Origin of the sequence: Curtobacterium sp. C1 (assembly GCF_021049325.1) — a bacterium.
GTDB classification, from domain to species: Bacteria; Actinomycetota; Actinomycetes; order Actinomycetales; family Microbacteriaceae; genus Curtobacterium; species Curtobacterium citreum.
The window spans coordinates 2776497-2795795 of sequence record NZ_CP088076.1 but is presented as its reverse complement, the minus strand read 5'-3'; the positions used below and the strand labels follow the sequence as shown (position 1 = coordinate 2795795).

Here is a 19299-nt window from a genome sequence, read left to right as displayed (position 1 = left end):
CGGTTGCGCGCAGTGCTGAGCTGTGGCGGGTTGCGCTTCCGCAAGACGCAACGTGGGCGGTTCCTCGCAGCGACGTTCCGCTGCGAGGAACCGCCGAGGTTGCGTTTCGCGGGGGAGGGCGGGGTCAGACGGGGGAGGCGGCCGAACGGGCGGTCGGCTGGTCGTCCCGGGTCGGGTCGGGGCGACGGAGCCGGAGCGTCGCGGCCAGGCCGAGCACGAGGAACCCGGCGGCGGACCACGCTGCGGCACGGGTCCCGTCGCTGAAGGCCGTGGCGGCGACGTCGGCGGTCGCTGCGTCGCGCTCCCGGAGGCCGGCGATCGCCCCGCCCGAGGACGTCACGACTGCGTCGGACACCCGGGACGCGACGCCGGACGGGGTCCCGGCGTCCTCGAGCCGCTGCTGGAGGAGTCCGCCCGTGCTGGTGAAGAGCACCGTCCCGAGCACCGCGATGCCGAGCGCCGACCCGATCTGCCGCGCGGTGCTCTGGGCGCCGGACGCCTCGCCGCTGCGCTCCACCGGGATGTCCTGCAGCACGACCCCGGTCAGCTGTGCGGTCGCGAGCCCGACGCCGAACCCGTAGACGAACAGGCACGGCACGACCGCCCACCACGGCGTGTCCGCGGAGACGACGAACCCGATCGCCGCGACCCCGACGATCTCCGCGGCGATGCCGATGCGGACGATGGGGAGGGGGCCGATCCGCTGGCCGGCGGTGGCCGCGAACCCGCTCGCCACGAACGAGCCGATCGCCAGTGCGAGCAGGACGAAGCCGGTCTGCAGTGCCGAGTAGCCGAGCACGTTCTGCAGCCAGAGCGGCAGTGACAGGACGATCCCGAACTCGCCGAGCGACACGATCAGGGCTGCGATCGACCCTTTCCGGAACGAGCCGATGCGGAACAGGTCGAGCGCGATCAGGGTCGAGCGTCCCGAGCGCTGCCGGCGTCGGGACCAGGCGACGAAGGCGATCCCGGCGACGATCGTCAGCGCGAAGGCGAACGGGATCGGGGAGGTGTCCGCCGGCCACGCCCAGTCGCCGACGCGGAAGCGCTCCGCGGGCGTCCACCACCCGTACGTCCGCCCCTCGATCAAGCCGAACACGAGCGACGCGCTCGTCAGCACGCTGAGCACGGCACCGACCACGTCGGTCCCGCCGGCGTGTGCGGCGTCCCGGGACTCCCGGACGGTGAGGAACGCACCGACGACGATCGCGATGCCGAGCGGCACGTTGATCCCGAAGGCCCAGCGCCACGAGAAGTCCGTCGTCAGCCAGCCGCCGAGCAGCGGGCCGACCGCGACCATGCCGCCGATGGTCGATCCCCAGACCGCGAAGGCGATGCCACGCTCGCGCCCGGTGAAGGTCGCGTTGACGAGCGACAGCGTGGTCGGGAGCACCATCGCGCCGCCCAGGCCCTGCAGGATGCGGGCCGCGACGAGCAGGTCTCCCGTCGGCGCGATCGCCGCGAGCACCGAGGCCACCACGAAGACCGAGACGCCGATCGTCAGCAGGCGCCGGCGTCCGTAGCGGTCGGCGAGCGACCCGAACACGAGCAGCAGTGCGGCGAACACCAGGGTGTAGCTCTCCTGGACCCACTGCACGAGCGTCGAGCCGATGTCCAGGTCGGCGACGATGCTCGGGATCGCGACGTTCACGATCGTCGAGTCGACGATGATCAGGGAGACCGCGACGCTGATGACGACGAGTCCTGCCCAGCGGCGGCGGTCGGGGACGGACGGGGTGTGCACGAGCCCTCCTGGTGGTCGGCCGACGGAGATCGTCAGCATGCTGACGACACTGTACGCCTGCGGCCCGTGCGCGTCCGGGAACGATGTGTCCGGGGACGCGTCCGGCCGGCGCACACGTCCCGTACCGCCCGCGTCCGGTTAGGCTGACCTGAGCCACGATGACCAACCACGACACCGACCGCACCGCGACCCCGCACCCGGGCACCAGCCTCCGCACCGGGATCGGGTCCTCCCACGGCAAGACGATCCTGATCGGCGAGCACGCCGTGGTGTACGGCGTACCCGCACTCGTGCTGCCCGTCCTGGACGTCCGCGTGACCGCGACCGCGACCCCGGTACCGTCGACCTCGGGCAGCGCGCTCGAGTCCACCGTGCACACCGGTCCGCTCGACACCGCGCCCGCCGCCGTGCTGCCGACCGTCACGGCGGTCACGGCCACGCTGCTGCACCTCGGCGCCCCCGAGCAGCACCTGCACGTCCGCGTCGACAGCGCCGTGCCGACCGCCCGCGGCATGGGGTCGAGCGCCGCGGTTGCCGCCGCCGTCACGGCCGCCGTCGCCGACGTCTTCGACCGGACCCTGGAAGCGCAGGAGCACCACGAGCTCGTGCAGGAGTGCGAGCGGGTCGCCCACGGCCGACCGTCCGGGCTCGACGCCCGCGGCGTCGTCGCCGACGTCCCGGTGTGGTTCGAGGCCGGCGTCGTCGAACCCGTCCCGCTCGGTGCCTCGTTCACGTTCGTCGTCGCCGACACCGGCGTCCCCGGGCACACGCGCGAGGCCGTCGCCGCCGTGCGGGAGCGGCACGACCGCGACCCGCAGGCCGTCGACGCCGTGGTCGCGGCGATCGGCGACCTGGCCCGTCGCGCACGGGGGACACTCGTGGACGGCGACGCACAGGGCCTCGGTGCCACGATGGACGCCGCGCACGGACTGCTCACCGAACTCGACGTGTCGAGCGCGGACCTCGACCGGCTCGTCGACGCCGCACGCCGTGCGGACGCCCTCGGCGCGAAGCTCACCGGCGGTGGGCGCGGCGGATGCGTCCTCGCGCTCGTCGCCGACGCCGCGCACGCCGACCGCGTCGCGACGGCCCTCCGTGCCGCCGGCGCGACGGAGACCTGGACCACCACGATCGGAGCCCGCGCCCTATGACCGCCACCGCCGTCGCGCACCCCAACATCGCGCTCGTGAAGTACTGGGGCAAGGCCGACGCGCAGCTCGCCCTCCCGGCGACGGGCAGCGTGTCCATGGGCCTCGACGTGTTCCCGACGACCACCACCGTCACGCTCGACGGTGCCGCGGCGGCGGACTCGCTCGTGCTGAACGGCGGCGCGGCCCCGGACGGCGCCCTGCTCCGCGTGCAGCAGTTCCTCGACCTCGTGCGCCAGGCAGCGGGGTCGTCCGTGCACGCCGCGGTGGTGTCGGAGAACACCGTGCCGACCGGCGCCGGGCTGGCGTCGAGCGCGTCCGGGTTCGCGGCGCTCGCGACGGCCGCGGCCGCCGCGTACGGGCTCGACCTGTCCGAGCGCGACCTGTCCCGGCTCGCCCGTCGCGGCTCCGGCTCCGCCACCCGGTCGATCCCCGGCGGCGTCGCGGTGTGGCACGCGGGCGACGACCAGGCCTCGTTCGCCGAGCGCGTCCCCGCGCCGCCGATGGCGATGGTCGTCGTCACGATCTCGGCCGGCGAGAAGGCGATCGGGTCGCGCGAGGCGATGCGCCGCACGATCGCGACCTCGCCGTTCTACCCGGCGTGGGTCGAGTCGACCACGGCCACCGTCGACGACATGCTCGCCGCCTGCGCCGCCGGGGACTTCGCCCGCATCGGCGAGCTCACCGAGAGCAACGCGCTCCGCATGCACGCCACCATCGAGGGCGCGTTCCCGCCGATCCGCTACCTGAACGCCCGGAGCGTCGCCGTGTTCGACGCCGTCGCCGGGCTCCGTGCCGACGGGCTGACCGCGTACGCCACGGCCGACGCCGGGCCGAACGTCGTCGTGCTCACCACGCCCGAGGACCGCGGCGCCGTCGCTGCCGCGCTCGCCGACCTGGGAGACGTCATCGAGTCCGGTACCGGACCAGGCGCGCACCTGCTCCGCTCCGAAGGAACGGAGGCACCTGGAGCGGGTGCCGTCCGACCGGAGGAGACCGCCGAGTGATCGAGTTCCGCGCCCACGGCAAGCTGTTCGTCGCGGGCGAGTACGCCGTCGTCGAGCCCGGGCAGCCGTCCGTGCTCATCGCCCTCGACCGCGCCATCACGGCCCGGGTCGCCGAGGGCCACGGCTCGGGCAGCGTGCACTCCGAGGAGTACGGCCACCTGCCGCTCACCTGGACCCGCGCGGACGACGGGCTCGCACTCGACCGCGAGCACCACCCGTACGACTACGTGATGGCGACGATCGACCTCGTCGAGAAGCTCCGCGCCGAGCGGGGGATCGCCCCGCGGTTCCACGACCTGCGGATCGAGAGCCAGCTCGACGACGCCAGCGGTCGGAAGTTCGGGCTCGGGTCCTCCGCCGCCGTGACCGTCGCGACCGTCGGTGCGCTCGACCGCTTCTACGGCATCGGGCTGTCCCAGCGCGACCGCTTCCGGGTCGCCCTGCTCGCCACCATCCGGGTGAACCCCCGGGCGTCCGGCGGCGACCTCGCGGCGAGCACGTTCGGCGGGTGGCTGCGGTACAGCGCGCCCGACCGGGAGCGCCTCGCGGGGATGCTCGGCGGCCGGACGGTGTCCGAGGTCCTGGCCGACGCGGACGCGTGGACCGGGTTCGACGTCGAACGGCTGCCGGCGCCGAAGGACCTCGAACTGCTGGTCGGCTGGACCGGTTCGCCCGCGTCCACGACGAAGCTCGTCGACGTCGTGCGGCGCCACCGCAACGGTGGCTACCCGGCGTTCCTCGACGAGAGCCGGACCTGCGTCGACGACCTGACCACGGGCCTCCGCTCCGGCGACGCGGCGCAGACGCTCGACGCCCTGCGACGCGCCCGCACGCTCCTGCAGGGGCTCGGCGCCTCGGTCGGGTCGCAGATCGAGACCGAGCGGCTCGCGACCCTGTGCGACGTGGTCGAGGCGGCCGGTGGGGCGGCGAAGCCGTCCGGCGCCGGCGGCGGCGACTGCGGCATCGCGCTCGTCCCGGCGGACACCGACCTCGCCGGCATCCACCGCGCCTGGGAGGCGCACGACATCAGACACCTCAGCGTCGCGGTGCAAGCGCCCGAAGGGAGCGTCGAATGACCGACCTGCTGACCCCGATCCCCACGAAGTGGGTGGGGCCGATCCGCGTGAGCGGCAACGCCGTCGAGGGCGAGCACGAGGTGCCGCTCGCGACGTACGAGTCGCCGCTCTGGCCGTCCGTCGGCCGCGGTGCCCGTGTCTCGCGGATGGTCGAGGGCGGGATCGTCGCGACCGTCGTCGACGAGCGCATGACCCGCTCCGTCGTCGTGAAGGCCGACAGTGCCGCCGCCGCGCACATCGCCGCGGGGCGGATCCTGGCGCGCCAGGACGAGCTCGAGCAGCTCGTCGCCGGGCAGAGCCGGTTCGCGAAGCTGATCGAGGTGCACCCGGAGATCGTCGGCGACCTGCTGTTCCTGCGCTTCGCGTTCACCACGGGCGACGCCTCCGGCCACAACATGGTCACGCAGGCGGCGGACAAGCTGCTGCCGGCGATCCTCGCGTGGGAGCCGGGCCTGCGGTACGTCAGCGTCTCGGGCAACTTCTGCACCGACAAGAAGGCCACGGCGGTGAACGGGATCCGCGGACGCGGCCGGAACACCATCGCCGAGATCGTCATCCCGGGCGAGGTCGTCGAGAAGCGGCTCCGGTCGAGTGCCGCGCGGATCGCCGAGCTCAACGTCGCGAAGAACCTCGTCGGGTCGACGATCGCCGGAGCCCTGCGCTCCGCGAACGCTCACTACGCGAACATGCTCCTCGGCTTCTACCTGGCCACCGGGCAGGACGCCGCGAACATCGTCGAAGGCTCGCAGGGCATCACCTACGCCGAGGCCCGCGGCGACGACCTGTACTTCTCGACCGCGCTGCCGCACCTGATCGTCGGCACGGTCGGCAACGGCAAGGGCGGCGACCTGCCGGTCGTCGAGGACGCGCTCGTGCGGCTCGGCTGCCGCGAGGAACGCGAACCCGGCGCGAACGCCCGACGCCTGGCGGCCCTGTGCGCCGCCACGGTCCTCTGCGGTGAGCTCTCCCTGCTCGCCGCCCAGACGAACCCCGGAGAACTGATGGCGGCCCACGTCGCCATGGAACGCCGGGGCTCCCGGCCTGCAGGAGGTGCAGCATGACCGCGCAGCAGCCGCTGAGCATCGGCATCCACGACATCGCGATCGCCACCGGCCACCACGTGCTCGAGCTCGACGACCTCGCCGAGCGCCTGGGTGTCGACCCCGCGAAGTACCACGTCGGCATCGGCCAGGACGCCTTCAGCGTGCCCGCGCCCGACGAGGACATCGTCACGATGGGGGCCGCCGCCGCGAAGGAGGTCATCGACCGCCACGGCGTCGAGGGCATCCGCACCGTGCTGTTCGCCACCGAGTCCGGCGTCGACCAGTCCAAGGCCGCCGGCGTCTTCGTGCACGGGCTGCTCGGCCTGCCGCAGTCGGTGCGCGTCGTCGAGCTCAAGCAGGCCTGCTACGGCGGGACCGCGGCCGTGCAGCTCGCGCTCGGCATCGTCGCGCGCGCCCCGCACGAGCGGGTGCTCGTGATCGCCGCCGACGTCGCGCGCTACGACGTCGACACCGCGGCCGAGCCCACGCAGGGCGCCGGTGCCGCCGCGATCCTGGTGTCCGCGGACCCGGACCTCGTCGAGCTCGAGCCGGCCGCCGGTGTCTTCACCGCCGACGTCGACGACTTCTGGCGTCCGAACGACCGCTCCACGGCGCTCGTCGACGGGCGGCTCTCGGTGAGCGCGTACGTCGACGCCTTCGTCGGTGCCTGGGACGACCTCGCCGCGCAGGGCGGTCCCGCGTACGCCGACATCACCCGCTTCGTGCACCACCAGCCGTTCACGAAGATGGCCCTCAAGGCGCACCGGAAGCTGACGCAGCACGTCGGGGAGCCCTTCGACGAGTCCGAGCTCGCGATCGGCTTCACCTACAACCGGCAGACCGGCAACACCTACACGGCGTCGATCTGGATCGGCCTCGCGGCACTCCTCGATCTGGACGACGAGCTCGGCGGGCAGCGCATCGCGATGTTCAGCTACGGCTCCGGCAGCGTCGGCGAGCTCATGACGGGCATCGTGCAGCCCGACTACCGGTCGCACCGCCGCGAGGGTCGCGTGCGCGCGGTGCTCGACGCGCGCGTCCGGCTGACCGTCGACGAGTACCGCGCGCTGCACGCCGGCGGCGCCGCCACCAGCGAGGACGTCGAGCGTCCCCGGGTCACCGCCGGTCCGTACCGGTTCGCCGGGGTGCGCGGTGGCGCGCGCCACTACGAGGCGGTCGCGCAGGACTGAGCGGGTCCGGCCCACCAGGACGCGGACGGGAGGATCGTGGCGGGCCCGCCACGATCCTCCCGTTCGTCGTCCGGGCACCCCGCGACCGCCCGCGCCGACGTCGGGACCGCACCGCCCGCCGCGTGGACCGGCGCCGGTAGGCTGTCCACGGGACGAGGGGGGTCCGATGGCAGGGCGGAACGTGACGACGGTGGTCGCCGACCTCGTGCGCACGCTGCCGACCGACCCGCGTCTCGACGACGTCGTCGCCGCGGTCGCCCGCTCCGTCGGCACGCCGACCCGCGTCGTCGACGTGGACGGCCCGTCGTGGGGCAGCCTCACCGCACTCGTCTCGCAGGCGCCCCACGAGAACCTCGTGCTCGTCCCCGCCGCCGTGCCGCCCCTGTACCGCATGCACTGCGTGCTGCACGAGCTCGGGCACCTGCTGCACGGCGACGCCGGGGCGCCGACGCCCGCATCGGTCGCGTCGCTCGCCGCGGGAACGAACGTGTGCCAGCGGGACGTCGACGGCCGGAGCGCGGCGCACGCGGACGACCCGACGCAGGCCGCCGGGCACGGGCTCGCGCGCGTGTCCGGCGACGACGAGCACTTCGCGGAGCGCTTCGCGTACGAGGTCGCCACCGTCCTGCTCGGCGCGGGGTCGTCGGACGAGCGGGCCTACGGCTGATGGGTGCCCTGCACGCCGCCACCTTCTGGTGCGCGGCCCTCATCTTCGTGGCGCGGACGCCGTCGGTGCGGCGGAACCCGCGCGGTCGTGCGGCCTGGGCGGCGACCGGGGTGGGCGCCCTCGGGCTCCTCACCCTCGGCAGCGTCGTGCCGCAGCCCGTGCTCGACGGGTGGCTCGGCGGCACGAACCTCGTCAACCTCGTGCAGAACGTCTGCGCGACCACCGCCTTCTGGCTCATGCTCCGCGCGTCCACGGGCGACCTGCCGCGCCGACCGGTCCTGGCGCACCCCCTCGCGCTGCTCGCCATGGTCACCGCGTTCACGATCCCGTTCGCCTGCATCACCGACCGGGGCACGACCGCGTTCCACTTCATCGTGCTCGGCATCGACCAGACCGCGATGTGGCTCTACGCCTCGGTCTACATGGCCTGCGTGGCCGCGATCACGGTGACCACGCTCGTGCGCGGGATGCCGACCGGGCGCGGGGCACTCGGGGTCTTCCGGGTCGGACTCGTGCTCGTCACCCTGGCCAGCGTCGAGGAGATCGTGTCGCTGACGGCCGACCACCTCGGCCTGGCCACCCCCGGCGTCCGCGACGCGTTGCGGTTCGCGTTCGACCCGCCCTTCTACCTCGGCATCGTGCTCGTCGTCGTCGGGATGGCCTCGTTCACGGTGCGCCGGTGGGTCCGCGACCTGCGGCTCGGTCGGCACCACCGTCGGCTCGCCCGCGTCGTCCGACACCACGGTCTGCGGCCCGTCGAGCGCCGTGCCGACCTGCGGGTGCGGACGTACGACCTCGTCATCGCGATCCGCGACGCCGAGGTGCAGGGACGGACGATCGACCCGGGCGAGCTCGCGCACGTGCGGTCGGCGGAGCGGCTGCTCGCTCGGAACCTCGGAGGATGACGGCATGACGGTCGTGGAGTGGGTGCTCGTCGCCCTGGTGGTGCTCGTGGTGGTCGGCGGGCTGCTGGCCGTCCGTGCGGTGGTCGGCAAGATCGTCCTGCCCGGGCGGCACCGGTGGACGCCGGTGCTCGACGCGGACGCCGACTCGGTGCAGCTGCCCCTGACCGCCGACACGCTGCGGCCGGGGGAGTACGGCCTGTGGCACGAGGGCGACGGTCACACCACGGTCGGGCCGGTGCTCGAGGTCGACGAGGCCGCCGGCACCGTCCGCCGCGCCGTGGTGCGGACGACCGGCGCGGTGTCCGCCCGCATCCGGTGGAGCGGTCACGTGCACCCCGACCCCGCCGCGATGGAGGTCGACTGGTCCGAGGTGTCGATCCCGACACCGCTCGGCGCGGCACCCGCGTGGGTGGTGCGCCCCGCCCGCCCCGACGACGACGCCGCGGCCACGTGGGCCGTCCACGTGCACGGCATCCGGACGACCCGGGTGACCGCGCTCCGTACCGTCCCGGCGGCGCTCGAGGCCGGCTGGACCTCGATCGTGCCGTCGTTCCGCGGAGACGGTGAGGCGCCGTGGGAGGGACGCGCGTCGCACCTCGGTGCCCGGGAGTGGGTCGACGTCGAGGCAGCCCTCGACCACGCGGTCGCGAACGGTGCGCGGCGGATCGTGCTGGTCGGCTGGTCGATGGGCGCCACGATCACCCACGAGCTGCTGCTGCGCTCGGCCCACCGCGACCTGGTCACGGGCGTGCTGCTCGTGGCGCCGGCGCTCGACTGGGAGGCGGCCGTCCGCTTCCAGGCGGCCCGCACCCCGGTGCCCGGGTTCGTCGTCTCCGCGGCCCTCGCGGCGATGCGCACGCCGCTGCTGCACCGCGTGGTCGGGCTCCGGGCGCCCGTCGACGTCCGGGCGCTGTCGTGGCTCCGGGTCCCGCCGCCCCTGCCGCCGACGCTGCTCGTGCACTCCGACGGGGACCGCACCGTGCCGTTCGCCGTGAGCCAGCAGTTCGCCGCGGGGGAGCCCGACCGGGTGACCCTGGCGGTCAGCGGGTCGGCCGAGCACGCGTGGGAGCGGAACCTCGACGCGGCGTGGTTCGACGCGCAGGTCGCCGGGTGGATCGCAGGGCTGCCGGCGCGCTGAGGGGCACCCCACGCGCGGATCGGCGCCCCGCGCGCGGGTCAGTAGACGTCGCGGACGTACCGCTTCGCGCGCCGCAGGTCGGCCAGGTACCCGAGCGCGTCGTCGGCGCCCCGGCCCCGCTGCTCGGCGACGACGTCGAGCAGCGCCTGCTCGACGTCCTTCGCCATCCGCGAGGCGTCGCCGCACACGTACACGAACGCGCCGTCCTCGAGCCACCGGTACAGCTCGACGGCCTGCTCCCGCATCCGGGTCTGCACGTAGACCTTCTCGGCCTGGTCGCGTGAGAACGCCAGGTCGAGCCGGTCGAGCACGCCGGACTCCCGGAACGCGGTGAGCTCGTCCTCGTAGACGAAGTCCGTGTCGCGGTGCTGGTCGCCGAAGAACAGCCAGTTGCGCCCGGTCGCCCCGGCGGCGGCCCGCTCGTGCAGGAACCCGCGGAACGGCGCGATCCCGGTCCCGGGGCCGATCATCACCATCGGGGCGTCGCCGTCCGCCGGCACCCCGAACGCGGCGTTCGGCTGCAGGTACACGCCGACCTCGCCGTCCGCCTGCACCCGGTCCGCCAGGTACGTCGACGCGACGCCGTGGTGGGTGCGTCGGGTGTCCCCGTACCGGACGCTCGCGACGGTCAGGTGCACGCGGCCGGGATGGGCGAGCGGGCTCGACGAGATCGAGTACTGCCGCGCCTGCAGTCCGCGGAGGTTCGGCAGCAGCTCGTCGAGCGACGGCGCCGCGGGTCCGGCGTCCACGAGCAGGTCGAGGACGTCCCGCCCCCACAGCCACCGGTCGAGCTCCTGCTTGTCGCCGTGCGCCACGACCGCGGCGAGCTCCGACGCGGGCGCACGCTGCACCAGGTCGGCGACGAGGTCCTTCGACGGCGTCCGGATCTCGCGCTCGACGCGCAGGACCTCGGCGAGCGGTCGGCCGTCGACGTCCGCCGCACCGTCCGCGCCGAGGTGGTCGAGCAGCTGGTCGACGAGCGCCGGGTCGTTGTGCGGCACCACGGCCAGCGCGTCGCCGGCCGCGTACGTGATCCCGGAGTCACCGAGGTCGAACTCCAGGTGCCGGATCTCCTTCGCGCTCTGCGGCGCACTGAGCACCCGGTTCACGACGAGCGGCGCCCGGTACGGGGTGCGCTTGGTCCACTGCGCACCCGGCCGGGAGGCACGACCCGCGCCCGCCCCGCCGGCTGCGGTCGCGGTCGGCGCGGCCCCGGCAGCGGCGGTCCCGCCCGTCGCGGCGACGCCGGCCTGGGCGGCGATCCGGTCGAGGACGGCGGCGCTCCACAGGGCTGCCGGGTCCTCGTAGTCGACGTCGCAGTCCACCCGGTCGTGCACGCGCGTCGCACCGAGCTGCTCGAACCGCAGGTCCAGGAGCTTCCCGGCCTGGCAGAACTCGTCGTAGCTCGTGTCGCCGAGCCCGAGCACCGCGTACTGCACGCCCTCGAGACGGGGGACCGCGGGGGACTGCAGCGCCTCCCAGAACAGGCCGGCGTTGTCGGGCATCTCGCCCTCGCCGTACGTCGAGGTGACGACGAGCACGTGCGACATGCCGGCGAGCTGCTCCGGCGACACGGCGTCGAGCGGGGTCGCCCGACCGCCGAGGCCCCTGGCGGTCGCGCCGGCGACGAGGTCCTCGGCGAGGAGTTCCGCGTTGCCGGTCTGCGTGCCGAACAGCACGTCGATCGTCGTGGTCGGCGCTGCCGGGGCGGCCTTCTTCCCCGCGGCGGCGATGCCCGCGATGAACCCGGCGAGCCAGGACTCCTGCGCGGCCGAGAACGGGGCGTCGACGGGGATGAGCGACCCGGTCGGGGGCATGGTCGTCATGCCGTCACCGCCTCGACCGGGGCGAGCGGCGCGCGGCGGGCGATGTCCTCGAGCGCCGCTGTGGCGAGCAGCTCGTCGAACCGTGCGGCTCGGCGTCGGCCGGCGTTCTTGGCGGTCTGGTGCATGATCCACCCCGTGGTTCCCGGCATGTCCGCGCTGCGGTTGTTCCGCTGCGCGAGCGCACGCTTGGCGTCGTCGAGCCGCTTCGTCGCGATGAGCGTCGCGAGCTCGTCGTCCGCGAAGGACTCGAGCGTGCGGCGCAGGTACTTCACGACCCGCTGCTTGACCTGGAAGTCCTCGGTCAGGACGAGGTTGCGGACCGCCTCGGTGACCCGGGGGTCGTTCGGCGCGGCCCCCGGCACCCGCTCCTGCGCCACGTCCTGGGCGACTCCGAGCACGGTGTACGACGACAGCAGCGAGAACGTGTCGTCGCCCTGGTCCCCGAGCGCCGGGGCACGGCCGTCGAGCACGGTCCGGCGGTCGCGGTAGTCGACCTTGAACGACCGGAGCTTGTCCGTCGCGACGGAGCCCGCGAGCTCGTCGAGCAGCTCGTTCCGGGTCGCGGCGGCGAGGATCTCGTCGGCGTCCTGGCTGAGCAGGAGCGCGCGCGGCATGCCGACGTACACGTGGTCGCGGGTGGTCTCCCACGCCGCGAGCAGCCGCTCGGCGAGCGCCGAGCCCGTCGCCTCGAGGTGCCACTCGAGCAGGAGCTTCGCGGCCGCCTCGTGGAACGCCCCGCGCCCGGTCTCCGTGACGGGGAACACCAGGAGCGAGTCGGTGCTCGCGCGCTCGGTCACCTGCCCCGAGGGGTCGTACTGGTACAGGAAGCCGCCGGACATGCCGTTCCCGAGCCCCTTGCCGAAGCCGCCGAGGTTGAGCACGGCACCGCCGGTCATGTACTCGCAGCCGAAGTCGCCGAGGCCCTCGACGACCGCGGTCGCCCCGGAGTTGCGCACGGCGAAGCGGTCGCCGGCCTCGCCCTCGACGAACGTCCGGCCGCCCGTGGCCCCGAACAGCGCGAAGTTGCCGACGAGGACGTTGCCGCCGCGCTCGGCACTGCCGCCGCCCGGCGCGCGGACGACGATCCGGCCGCCGGACTGGCTCTTGCCGACGCCGTCGTTCGCGGTGCCGGTGTGGTCGAGCGTCGTGCCGTCGTTCGTGAAGACCCCGTAGGACTGCCCCGCGGACCCGCGCGTGCGGATCGTCAGGGCGCCGTCGACCAGCCGACGGCGACCGCGGTCGTCGTCGGCGATCGCCGGGTGCCCGGACAGGTCGACCCCGCGGAGCTCGTGGTTCAGGATCCGCTCGAGGTCGATGCCGAGCTGGCCGCCGACGGACTTGTCCGCGTTGCCGAGGACGACGCCGTCGACCACGAGCGCGTGCTCGTGTCCGTCGACGAGCGCCGCACGCGCCTGGTCGATGAGCGCGTCGTCGGTCCGGTAGTCCTTCTCGAGGTACTCCGGGTCCGCGACGACCTTCTCCGGCACCTGCGCCAGGAGGTCCCGCACGTCGAGCCGGCCGACGCTCGCCGGGTGGTCGAGCAGCTGCAGCAGGTCGGTGCGCCCGCGCGCCTCGCGGAGCGACCGCAGCCCGAGGCGCGCGAGGATCTGCCGAACGTCGTGCGCGATGTTGAGCAGGTACTGCGCGAGCGCACGCGGGTCGCCCTCGAACGCCTCGGCGTTCGTGGTCAGGCCGGCGGGGCACTTCACGTTGCAGTTCTTCGCCATCACGCAGCCGAGCATCATGAGCGCGGTCGTGCCGAACTCGAACGAGTCGCCGCCGAGCAGCGCGCTCGTGACGACGTCCGATCCGGTCTGGTGGGCGCCGGAGCAGCGGAGCGTGACCTTCTGCCGCAGGCCGTTCGCGACGAGGGCCTGGTGCACCTCGGCGACGCCGATCTCCGCGGAGCGGCCCGCGTACTTCAGGCTCGTGACCGCCGCGGCACCCGTCCCGCCGGTGTTCCCCGCGACGTTGATGACGTCCGCGCCGGCCTTCGCCACGCCGACGGCGATCGTCCCGATGCCCTCGGAGGACACGAGCTTCACGACGACCCGGACGCGGGCGGCCTTGCAGTCGTGGATGAGCTGCGCGAGGTCCTCGATCGAGTACGTGTCGTGGTGCGGCGGCGGCGAGATGAGCTCGACGCCGGGCGTGCCTCCGCGTGCGGCGGCGATGTCCACCGTGACCTTCGGCGCGGGCAGCTGACCGCCCTCGCCGGGCTTGGCGCCCTGGCCGATCTTGATCTCGAGCTCCTCGAGCATCGGGTCGGCCAGGTAGCCCGCCCAGATGCCGAACCGCCCCGAGGCGAACTGCTTGATCTTCGAGCCGCGGATCGTCCCGTAGCGGGAGTGGTGCTCGCCGCCCTCGCCCGAGTTCGACATGCCGCCGACCATGTTCGTGCCGTGCGCGACGGCCTCGTGCGCCGTGGCGACGAGGGCGCCGTGGCTCATCGCCCCGGACGCGAGCGTGCGGGTGATCTCGTGCGCGGGCTGCACCCGGTCGAGGTCCACGCTCGCCGGGGCCGCCTGCAGCAGCGCGAGGAGCGCGGCGGCGGCGCCGGTGGCGCGGAGCGTCACCTGGTCGTCGTCGACGGCGTCGACGTCGACCTGGCCCGGGTGCAGCAGGGCGAGCCCGTCCGCGAGGGCCCGGTGGCGTGCGGAACCCGTGGGCCCCGTCGACGTGAGCTGCAGGCGGAAGCGGGTCGTGCCTCCCGGCAGTCCGTCGGTCGAGGCGGGCCGCGAGCCGGACAGGCCGCGCACCGTGATGCTGGCGTTGCCGGTCGTCGAGAACCGGCCGAGCTCGCGTGCGAAGTCCTCGGCCTCGTCGATGCCCGTGACGTCCGCGGGCAGCGCGAGCACGTCGCGGAGCGCGGCGGGACGGCGGGACCGCTCGTCGTGGGTGGTCTGCAGGAACGACACGTAGCCGGGCGTGATGCGGTGCGCGTCGACCTCGGCGTCGCTCAGCCGGTCGTAGCCGGTGCTCCGGTACGCGCTGTCGGTGATGCCGAAGGCGTCGTCGAGCTGGCCGAGGGTCAGCAGGCGGAGCGCCTCGGAGTCGCCGGCACGCTCGAAGGCCGGGCGCTCCTCGGTCATCCCGCCGAAGCCGCGGACGCTCGCGACGCCGAACGAGTGCCCGGCGCCGTCGGAGCGCTCCTTGAACAGGCCGAGCAGCGGGACCTGGGCCTCGGTCGCGACCGAGCGGGCGCGCTCGTGCCACTCCGTCGCGGCCTGCGCGATGCGGGTGAAGCCGACACCGCCGACCGGGGCCTGCATGTACGGGAACACCCGGGCGAACAGGTCGTCCCCGGTGTCCAGGTAGTTCGGCTCGAAGAACGCGCCGCCGATGTAGCTCTCCGCGGTGCACAGGCCGACGCGGCCCATCGTCTTGGCGAGGGCCTTCTCGGCCGCCTTCCGGAAGCGCCGCAGGGCCAGGTCGGTCGCGGTGACCTCGCCGGCGGGGGCGGCCTCGGCGGGGTACTGCTCCTCGGCGCGGAGCCGGGCCGACAGACTGTAGACCGCCGACGCACCGAAGCCGAGCGCCGTGGCCACGTGGTGCGAGGACGGGAGCTGCCCGGACTCGGCGACGATCGACAGGCGCAGGCGCAGGCCGGTCTCGATGAGCCGCTGGTTCACGGCCGCGACCGCCAGGATCACCGGGAGCGGTGCGCGGGTCGAGGACACCGCGCGGTCGGTCAGGACCGCGATGCCGCCCGTGCTGCGGGCGAACGCCTCGACCCGGTCGCACAGGGCCTCGACGGCGGAGCGGACGGCGTCGGCGTTGGCGTGCTCGTCGTCGACGACGGGCACGTAGAGCATGTCGAAGCGCTCGAGCGGGACGACGTCCTGGTCGCGCAGGCGGACCATGTCGAGGTGGCCGAGCACGGGGGACCGCACGACGATCTGGCGGGTCGGGACGGCGGCCGTGCCGGTGTCGGCCTGCGCGCTGGTGTGTCCACCAGCAGCCGCCTGCGTGTGGGCGTCGAGCTTGGCGCCGAGGGCCACGCGCATCGACATGCCGTCCGCCTCGCGGATCGAGTCGAGCGGCGGGTTCGTCACCTGGGCGAAGCGCTGCGAGAAGTACTTCGCCATGCCGCCCTCGGTGTCGCTCAGGGCGTTGATCGCGTTGCCGTAGCCCATCGCCGAGATGCGCTCCGAGCCGTTCGCGAGCATCGGGTCGAGCATGAACCGGAAGCTCTCCTGGTTCAGCGAGTACGCGACGTAGCGCCCGGCGAGCGACAGGTCCCCGTCGTAGCCGAGCGTGCTCGTGCCGCGCTCGTACGCGGGCGCGGGCAGGGCGTCGAGCTCCACCCGGGCGGCGTCGAGCAGCGCGCCGAAGGGCCTGCGGGCGGCGAGCAGCTCGAGGGCCTCGCGCGTGCGCAGCACCGAACCCGTGCGGTGGTCGACGACGAGCATGCCGCCGGCCTCGATCCGGCCGCGGTGCACGACCTCGTCCGCGGCGAACGCCACCTGGCCGGACTCCGACGCGACCATCAGGTACTCGGCGGTCTGCACCGTGCGGAGCGGCCGGAGGCCGAGCCGGTCGAGGCGGGCGCCGACCACGTCGCCGTCGCTGAAGATCACGGCGGCGGGACCGTCGTTCTTCTCCTCGTACAGCGAGTGGTACTCAAGCATGTCGCGCACCGCCGGGGTGAGCGTGCGGTCGTTCTCCCACGCCGGGGGCATGAGCGTCACGACGGCCTCGACCAGGTCCAGGCCGTCGTCGAACACCCGGCTCTGCAGGGTCTGGTCGAGCCGGCTCGAGTCCGACTGCCCTGGCGGCCGGACGATGCTGCGCGTGCGGGCGCGCGCCGAGGCCTCGTCGGACAGCCGGTTCTTGCGGTCGGTGTTCAGCTCGCCGTTGTGCGCCATCAGGCGGAACGGCTGCGCCATCGTCGGGTGCGGCTCGGTGTTCGTCGAGAACCGGGTGTGGAAGTACAGCGTCCGGACCGAGTGCCGCGGGTCGCGCAGGTCGGTGAAGTAGCCGATCACCTCGCCCGAGTTCAGCCGGCCCTTCAGCACCTGGGTCCGGGCGCTGAGCGACAGCGGGTACAGGGCCGCGTGCGGTGCGTGCTCCTCGGCGGCGCGGGCGTAGGACACCGCCTCGATCGCGAGGAGCGCGCGGTTCGCCGCGGCGTCGACGTCGGCGCGGGACCAGGACTCCGGGGCGCGGAAGACCCACTGCACGATCGGCAGCTGGTACTGCTCGGCCTCCGGGCGGGCGACGCCGTGGTCGACCGGGACGTCACGGACCAGGAGCAGCTCGAAGCCCTGCTCCGTCAGCTCCGCCGTCACGAGGCGTTCGGCGTCGGCGCGCTCGTCGCGGTCGGACGGCACGAAGCAGTTCGCGACGCCGAAGTGCCCGGCGCGCAGGGTCTGGCCGGTGATCGCGCTGAAGAACTCCACCGACAGGTCGATGCTCACGCCCGCGCCATCACCGACGCCCTCGGCGGACTTCCCGCCGCGGTGGGGGATCGCGCACAGCGCCTCGTCGCCCTTCACCAGGACGTCGTGGCTCGGGGTCCCGTCGAGACGGGTGATGAAGCCGACGCCACAGTCGCTCGATTCGCGAGCAGGGTCGTACAGGCCGAAGGGGGAGGGGTTCACGAGCGGGTCCAGTGGAGCGAGTGCCGGCAGCGGTCGGCCAGGCTGCATCGGTGGAGCGCTCGCCGCGGGCAGACCGTCGGGTGGTGGCCGGGCCCTGTGGGGGTGGTGCGGTAGGGCGATGCTACGGGTTGGTATACCGCGCACGCAACAGACCGACCGGACGGGAGGCACGGGTCGGGTCCGGCGGGCGGGCGGCGGTCCCGGTGCGGGTCCGGTTCTGGTTCGGGTCCCAGTTCCGCAGGACGCAACGTCGGCCGCTGCTCGCAGCGACATACCGCTGCGAGCAGCCGCCGACGTCGCGTTCCGCGGGGCGGGGCGGTCAGTTCGTGCGTTCCTCCACGACCTGCCGCTCGCCCCCGGTTGCGGGAGCGGCTGCGGGCGCGGGCGCGGGTGCGTCGCCCGGCCGCACGAGCACGGGGCGACGCCGCGTGCGGAACACCCACGCCTTGAAGAGCACGAACCGGACCCCGGTCGCGACGAGGTTCGCCCCCGTGAGCACGAGCACCTCGGCCCCGTGCGACGCCCCGGGCGTCGTCGCGTGCAGCACCACGAGCGACCCGGACGTGATCGCCCAGGCGATCCCGAACACGACGAGCCCCTGCACGTGGTGTCGGCCGGCACCGGCACGGCCGCGCACACCGAACGTGAACCGTCGGTTGAGGGCGGTGTTGCCGATCGCCGTCACCAGGAGCGCCAGGAAGTCCGCGGTCTGCGCGCCGATCGCCGGGCGGAAGAGCGCGTAGAGCAGCGCGAAGGCCAGCGTGGAGAGGACCCCGATCGTGCCGAACCGCAGCACCTGTCCGAGGATCCCGACGTGCGGCGTGCTGAACGGACGCCGGCCGATCGCGTCGTACACCGGGGCGATCGGGATCCGTCCGGTGGCCAGGCCACGCGAGACCCGCCACATGCCCTTGAGGTCCTCGGTCGCGGTCGAGGCGATGTGCACCGAGGAGTTCACGTCGTCGACCCAGTCGACCGGGACCTCGTGGATGCGCAGTCCCGCGTGCTCCGCCAGCACGAGCAGCTCGGTGTCGAAGAACCAGGCGTCGTCCTCGCAGAGCGGCAGCAGGTGCTCCGCGGCCTCGCGGGTGACGGCCTTGAACCCGCACTGCGCGTCGGAGAACGAGACCCCCATGGTGCTGCGGAGGAGCAGGTTGTACGAGCGGGAGATGAACTCGCGCTTGCTGCCCCGGACCACGCGCGAGGACCCGACCAGCCGCGTGCCGATCGCCACGTCGGAGTGGCCGGACAGCAGCGGCGCGACGAGGGGCTCGAGTGCCGCGAGGTCCGTCGACAGGTCCTCGTCCACGTACACGAGCACCGCGGCGGGGGAGTCACCCCACACCGCCTTGAGCGCGCGCCCACGTCCCTTGCGCGCCAGGTGCACCGCGTGCACCTCGGGCAGCATGGCCGCGAGGTCGTCGGCGATGCGCGCGGTGTCGTCGGTCGAGGCGTTGTCCGCGATCGTGATCCGCCACGAGTGCTGCAACGAGGTCCGGCAGAACTGGTGCAGGCGCCGGACGTGTGCGGCGAGCGTGTCCTGCTCGTTGTGGCAGGGCACCACGATGTCGATGTCGAGGGTCTGGTCCGAGTCCGTCATGCCGATCAGGCTCGGCAGCGCTCCGATGCGGACCGCAGCAGCACCCTGTGCCGCGCGTAAGAAGCGGCGCCCGGCTCAGTCGCCGAGGCCGAGCAGCACCTGCACCACCGCGACGACCGCGAGCGCCGCGATCGGGACGCCCGCGATCCAGGCGCCCGCGCGCATCTGGGTCCTGCGGATGGTCGGTGGCTCGTGCGAGGCCTGCGCGAAGCGCGTCGCCGCGACGAGCTCGGGAGCGCCGGCGGGCGGCTCCGGCTCGGGCTGCGGGCGGTCGTCCTCGAACGCCGGGACCTCGACCACGAGGTCCTCCGGCCGGGGGTGCTCCGGCAGGTGGCCGTACCGGTTCTCCATC

Annotated in this window: 13 protein-coding genes; 8 read left to right on the top strand and 5 right to left on the bottom strand. The window is 73.8% G+C overall.

The genetic code is table 11. From position 1 onward, the window contains the following. Positions 1-124: 124 nt before the first annotated feature. On the bottom strand, positions 125-1783 hold the full coding sequence (locus tag LQK89_RS13345) for a DHA2 family efflux MFS transporter permease subunit (protein WP_231049391.1): 1659 nt from the start codon (positions 1781-1783) through the stop codon (positions 125-127). 119 nt (positions 1784-1902) lie between these two features. On the opposite strand from LQK89_RS13345, the gene mvk reads away from it, so the two are divergent. The 8 genes from mvk to LQK89_RS13305 all read left to right on the top strand — a co-directional run bounded on the left by mvk (position 1903) and on the right by LQK89_RS13305 (position 9918). Further along, entirely contained in the window at positions 1903-2895 is a 993-nt protein-coding gene (gene mvk / locus LQK89_RS13340) for a mevalonate kinase (RefSeq protein ID WP_231049390.1), read from the top strand. Then, positions 2892-3899, top strand: a complete 1008-nt coding sequence (gene mvaD, locus LQK89_RS13335) for a diphosphomevalonate decarboxylase (protein WP_175326001.1) — start codon at positions 2892-2894, stop codon at positions 3897-3899. The genes mvk and mvaD overlap by 4 nt, the downstream gene beginning before the upstream one ends. Beyond that, positions 3896-4975 carry a phosphomevalonate kinase gene (locus LQK89_RS13330; RefSeq protein ID WP_058742479.1) on the top strand — a complete coding sequence of 360 codons (1080 nt, stop codon included), beginning with the start codon at positions 3896-3898 and terminating at the stop codon, positions 4973-4975. The genes mvaD and LQK89_RS13330 overlap by 4 nt, the downstream gene beginning before the upstream one ends. Further along, positions 4972-6036: a hydroxymethylglutaryl-CoA reductase gene (locus tag LQK89_RS13325; protein ID WP_114850574.1), complete on the top strand. Its 1065-nt coding sequence runs from the start codon at positions 4972-4974 to the stop codon at positions 6034-6036. Before LQK89_RS13330 ends, LQK89_RS13325 begins: the two co-directional genes overlap by 4 nt. Then, entirely contained in the window at positions 6033-7208 is a 1176-nt protein-coding gene (locus LQK89_RS13320; protein ID WP_141862684.1) for a hydroxymethylglutaryl-CoA synthase, read from the top strand. The genes LQK89_RS13325 and LQK89_RS13320 overlap by 4 nt, the downstream gene beginning before the upstream one ends. Before the next feature lie 166 nt (positions 7209-7374). Beyond that, complete coding sequence (locus LQK89_RS13315; RefSeq protein WP_231049389.1) at positions 7375-7875, top strand: hypothetical protein; 501 nt, start codon at positions 7375-7377, stop codon at positions 7873-7875. Then, on the top strand, positions 7875-8780 hold the full coding sequence (locus LQK89_RS13310; RefSeq protein ID WP_231049388.1) for a hypothetical protein: 906 nt from the start codon (positions 7875-7877) through the stop codon (positions 8778-8780). The genes LQK89_RS13315 and LQK89_RS13310 overlap by 1 nt, the downstream gene beginning before the upstream one ends. A gap of 4 nt (positions 8781-8784) precedes the next feature. Continuing rightward, complete coding sequence (locus LQK89_RS13305) at positions 8785-9918, top strand: alpha/beta hydrolase (protein WP_231049387.1); 1134 nt, start codon at positions 8785-8787, stop codon at positions 9916-9918. Between the two features lie 38 nt (positions 9919-9956). On the opposite strand, the gene LQK89_RS13300 is transcribed toward LQK89_RS13305, so the two are convergent. The 4 genes from LQK89_RS13300 to LQK89_RS13285 all read right to left on the bottom strand — a co-directional run bounded on the left by LQK89_RS13300 (position 9957) and on the right by LQK89_RS13285 (position 19298). After that, positions 9957-11744: a sulfite reductase subunit alpha gene (locus LQK89_RS13300; RefSeq protein ID WP_231049386.1), complete on the bottom strand. Its 1788-nt coding sequence runs from the start codon at positions 11742-11744 to the stop codon at positions 9957-9959. Next, on the bottom strand, positions 11741-17347 hold the full coding sequence (locus tag LQK89_RS13295) for a glutamate synthase-related protein (protein WP_231049385.1): 5607 nt from the start codon (positions 17345-17347) through the stop codon (positions 11741-11743). The genes LQK89_RS13300 and LQK89_RS13295 overlap by 4 nt, the downstream gene beginning before the upstream one ends. Positions 17348-17666: 319 nt before the next feature. Continuing rightward, positions 17667-18947 (bottom strand): bifunctional glycosyltransferase family 2/GtrA family protein, encoded by a 1281-nt coding sequence (locus tag LQK89_RS13290; RefSeq protein ID WP_175326007.1) that lies wholly within the window; start codon positions 18945-18947, stop codon positions 17667-17669. 75 nt (positions 18948-19022) lie between these two features. Next, positions 19023-19298: a hypothetical protein gene (locus LQK89_RS13285; RefSeq protein ID WP_175326008.1), complete on the bottom strand. Its 276-nt coding sequence runs from the start codon at positions 19296-19298 to the stop codon at positions 19023-19025. Position 19299: the final 1 nt, after the last annotated feature.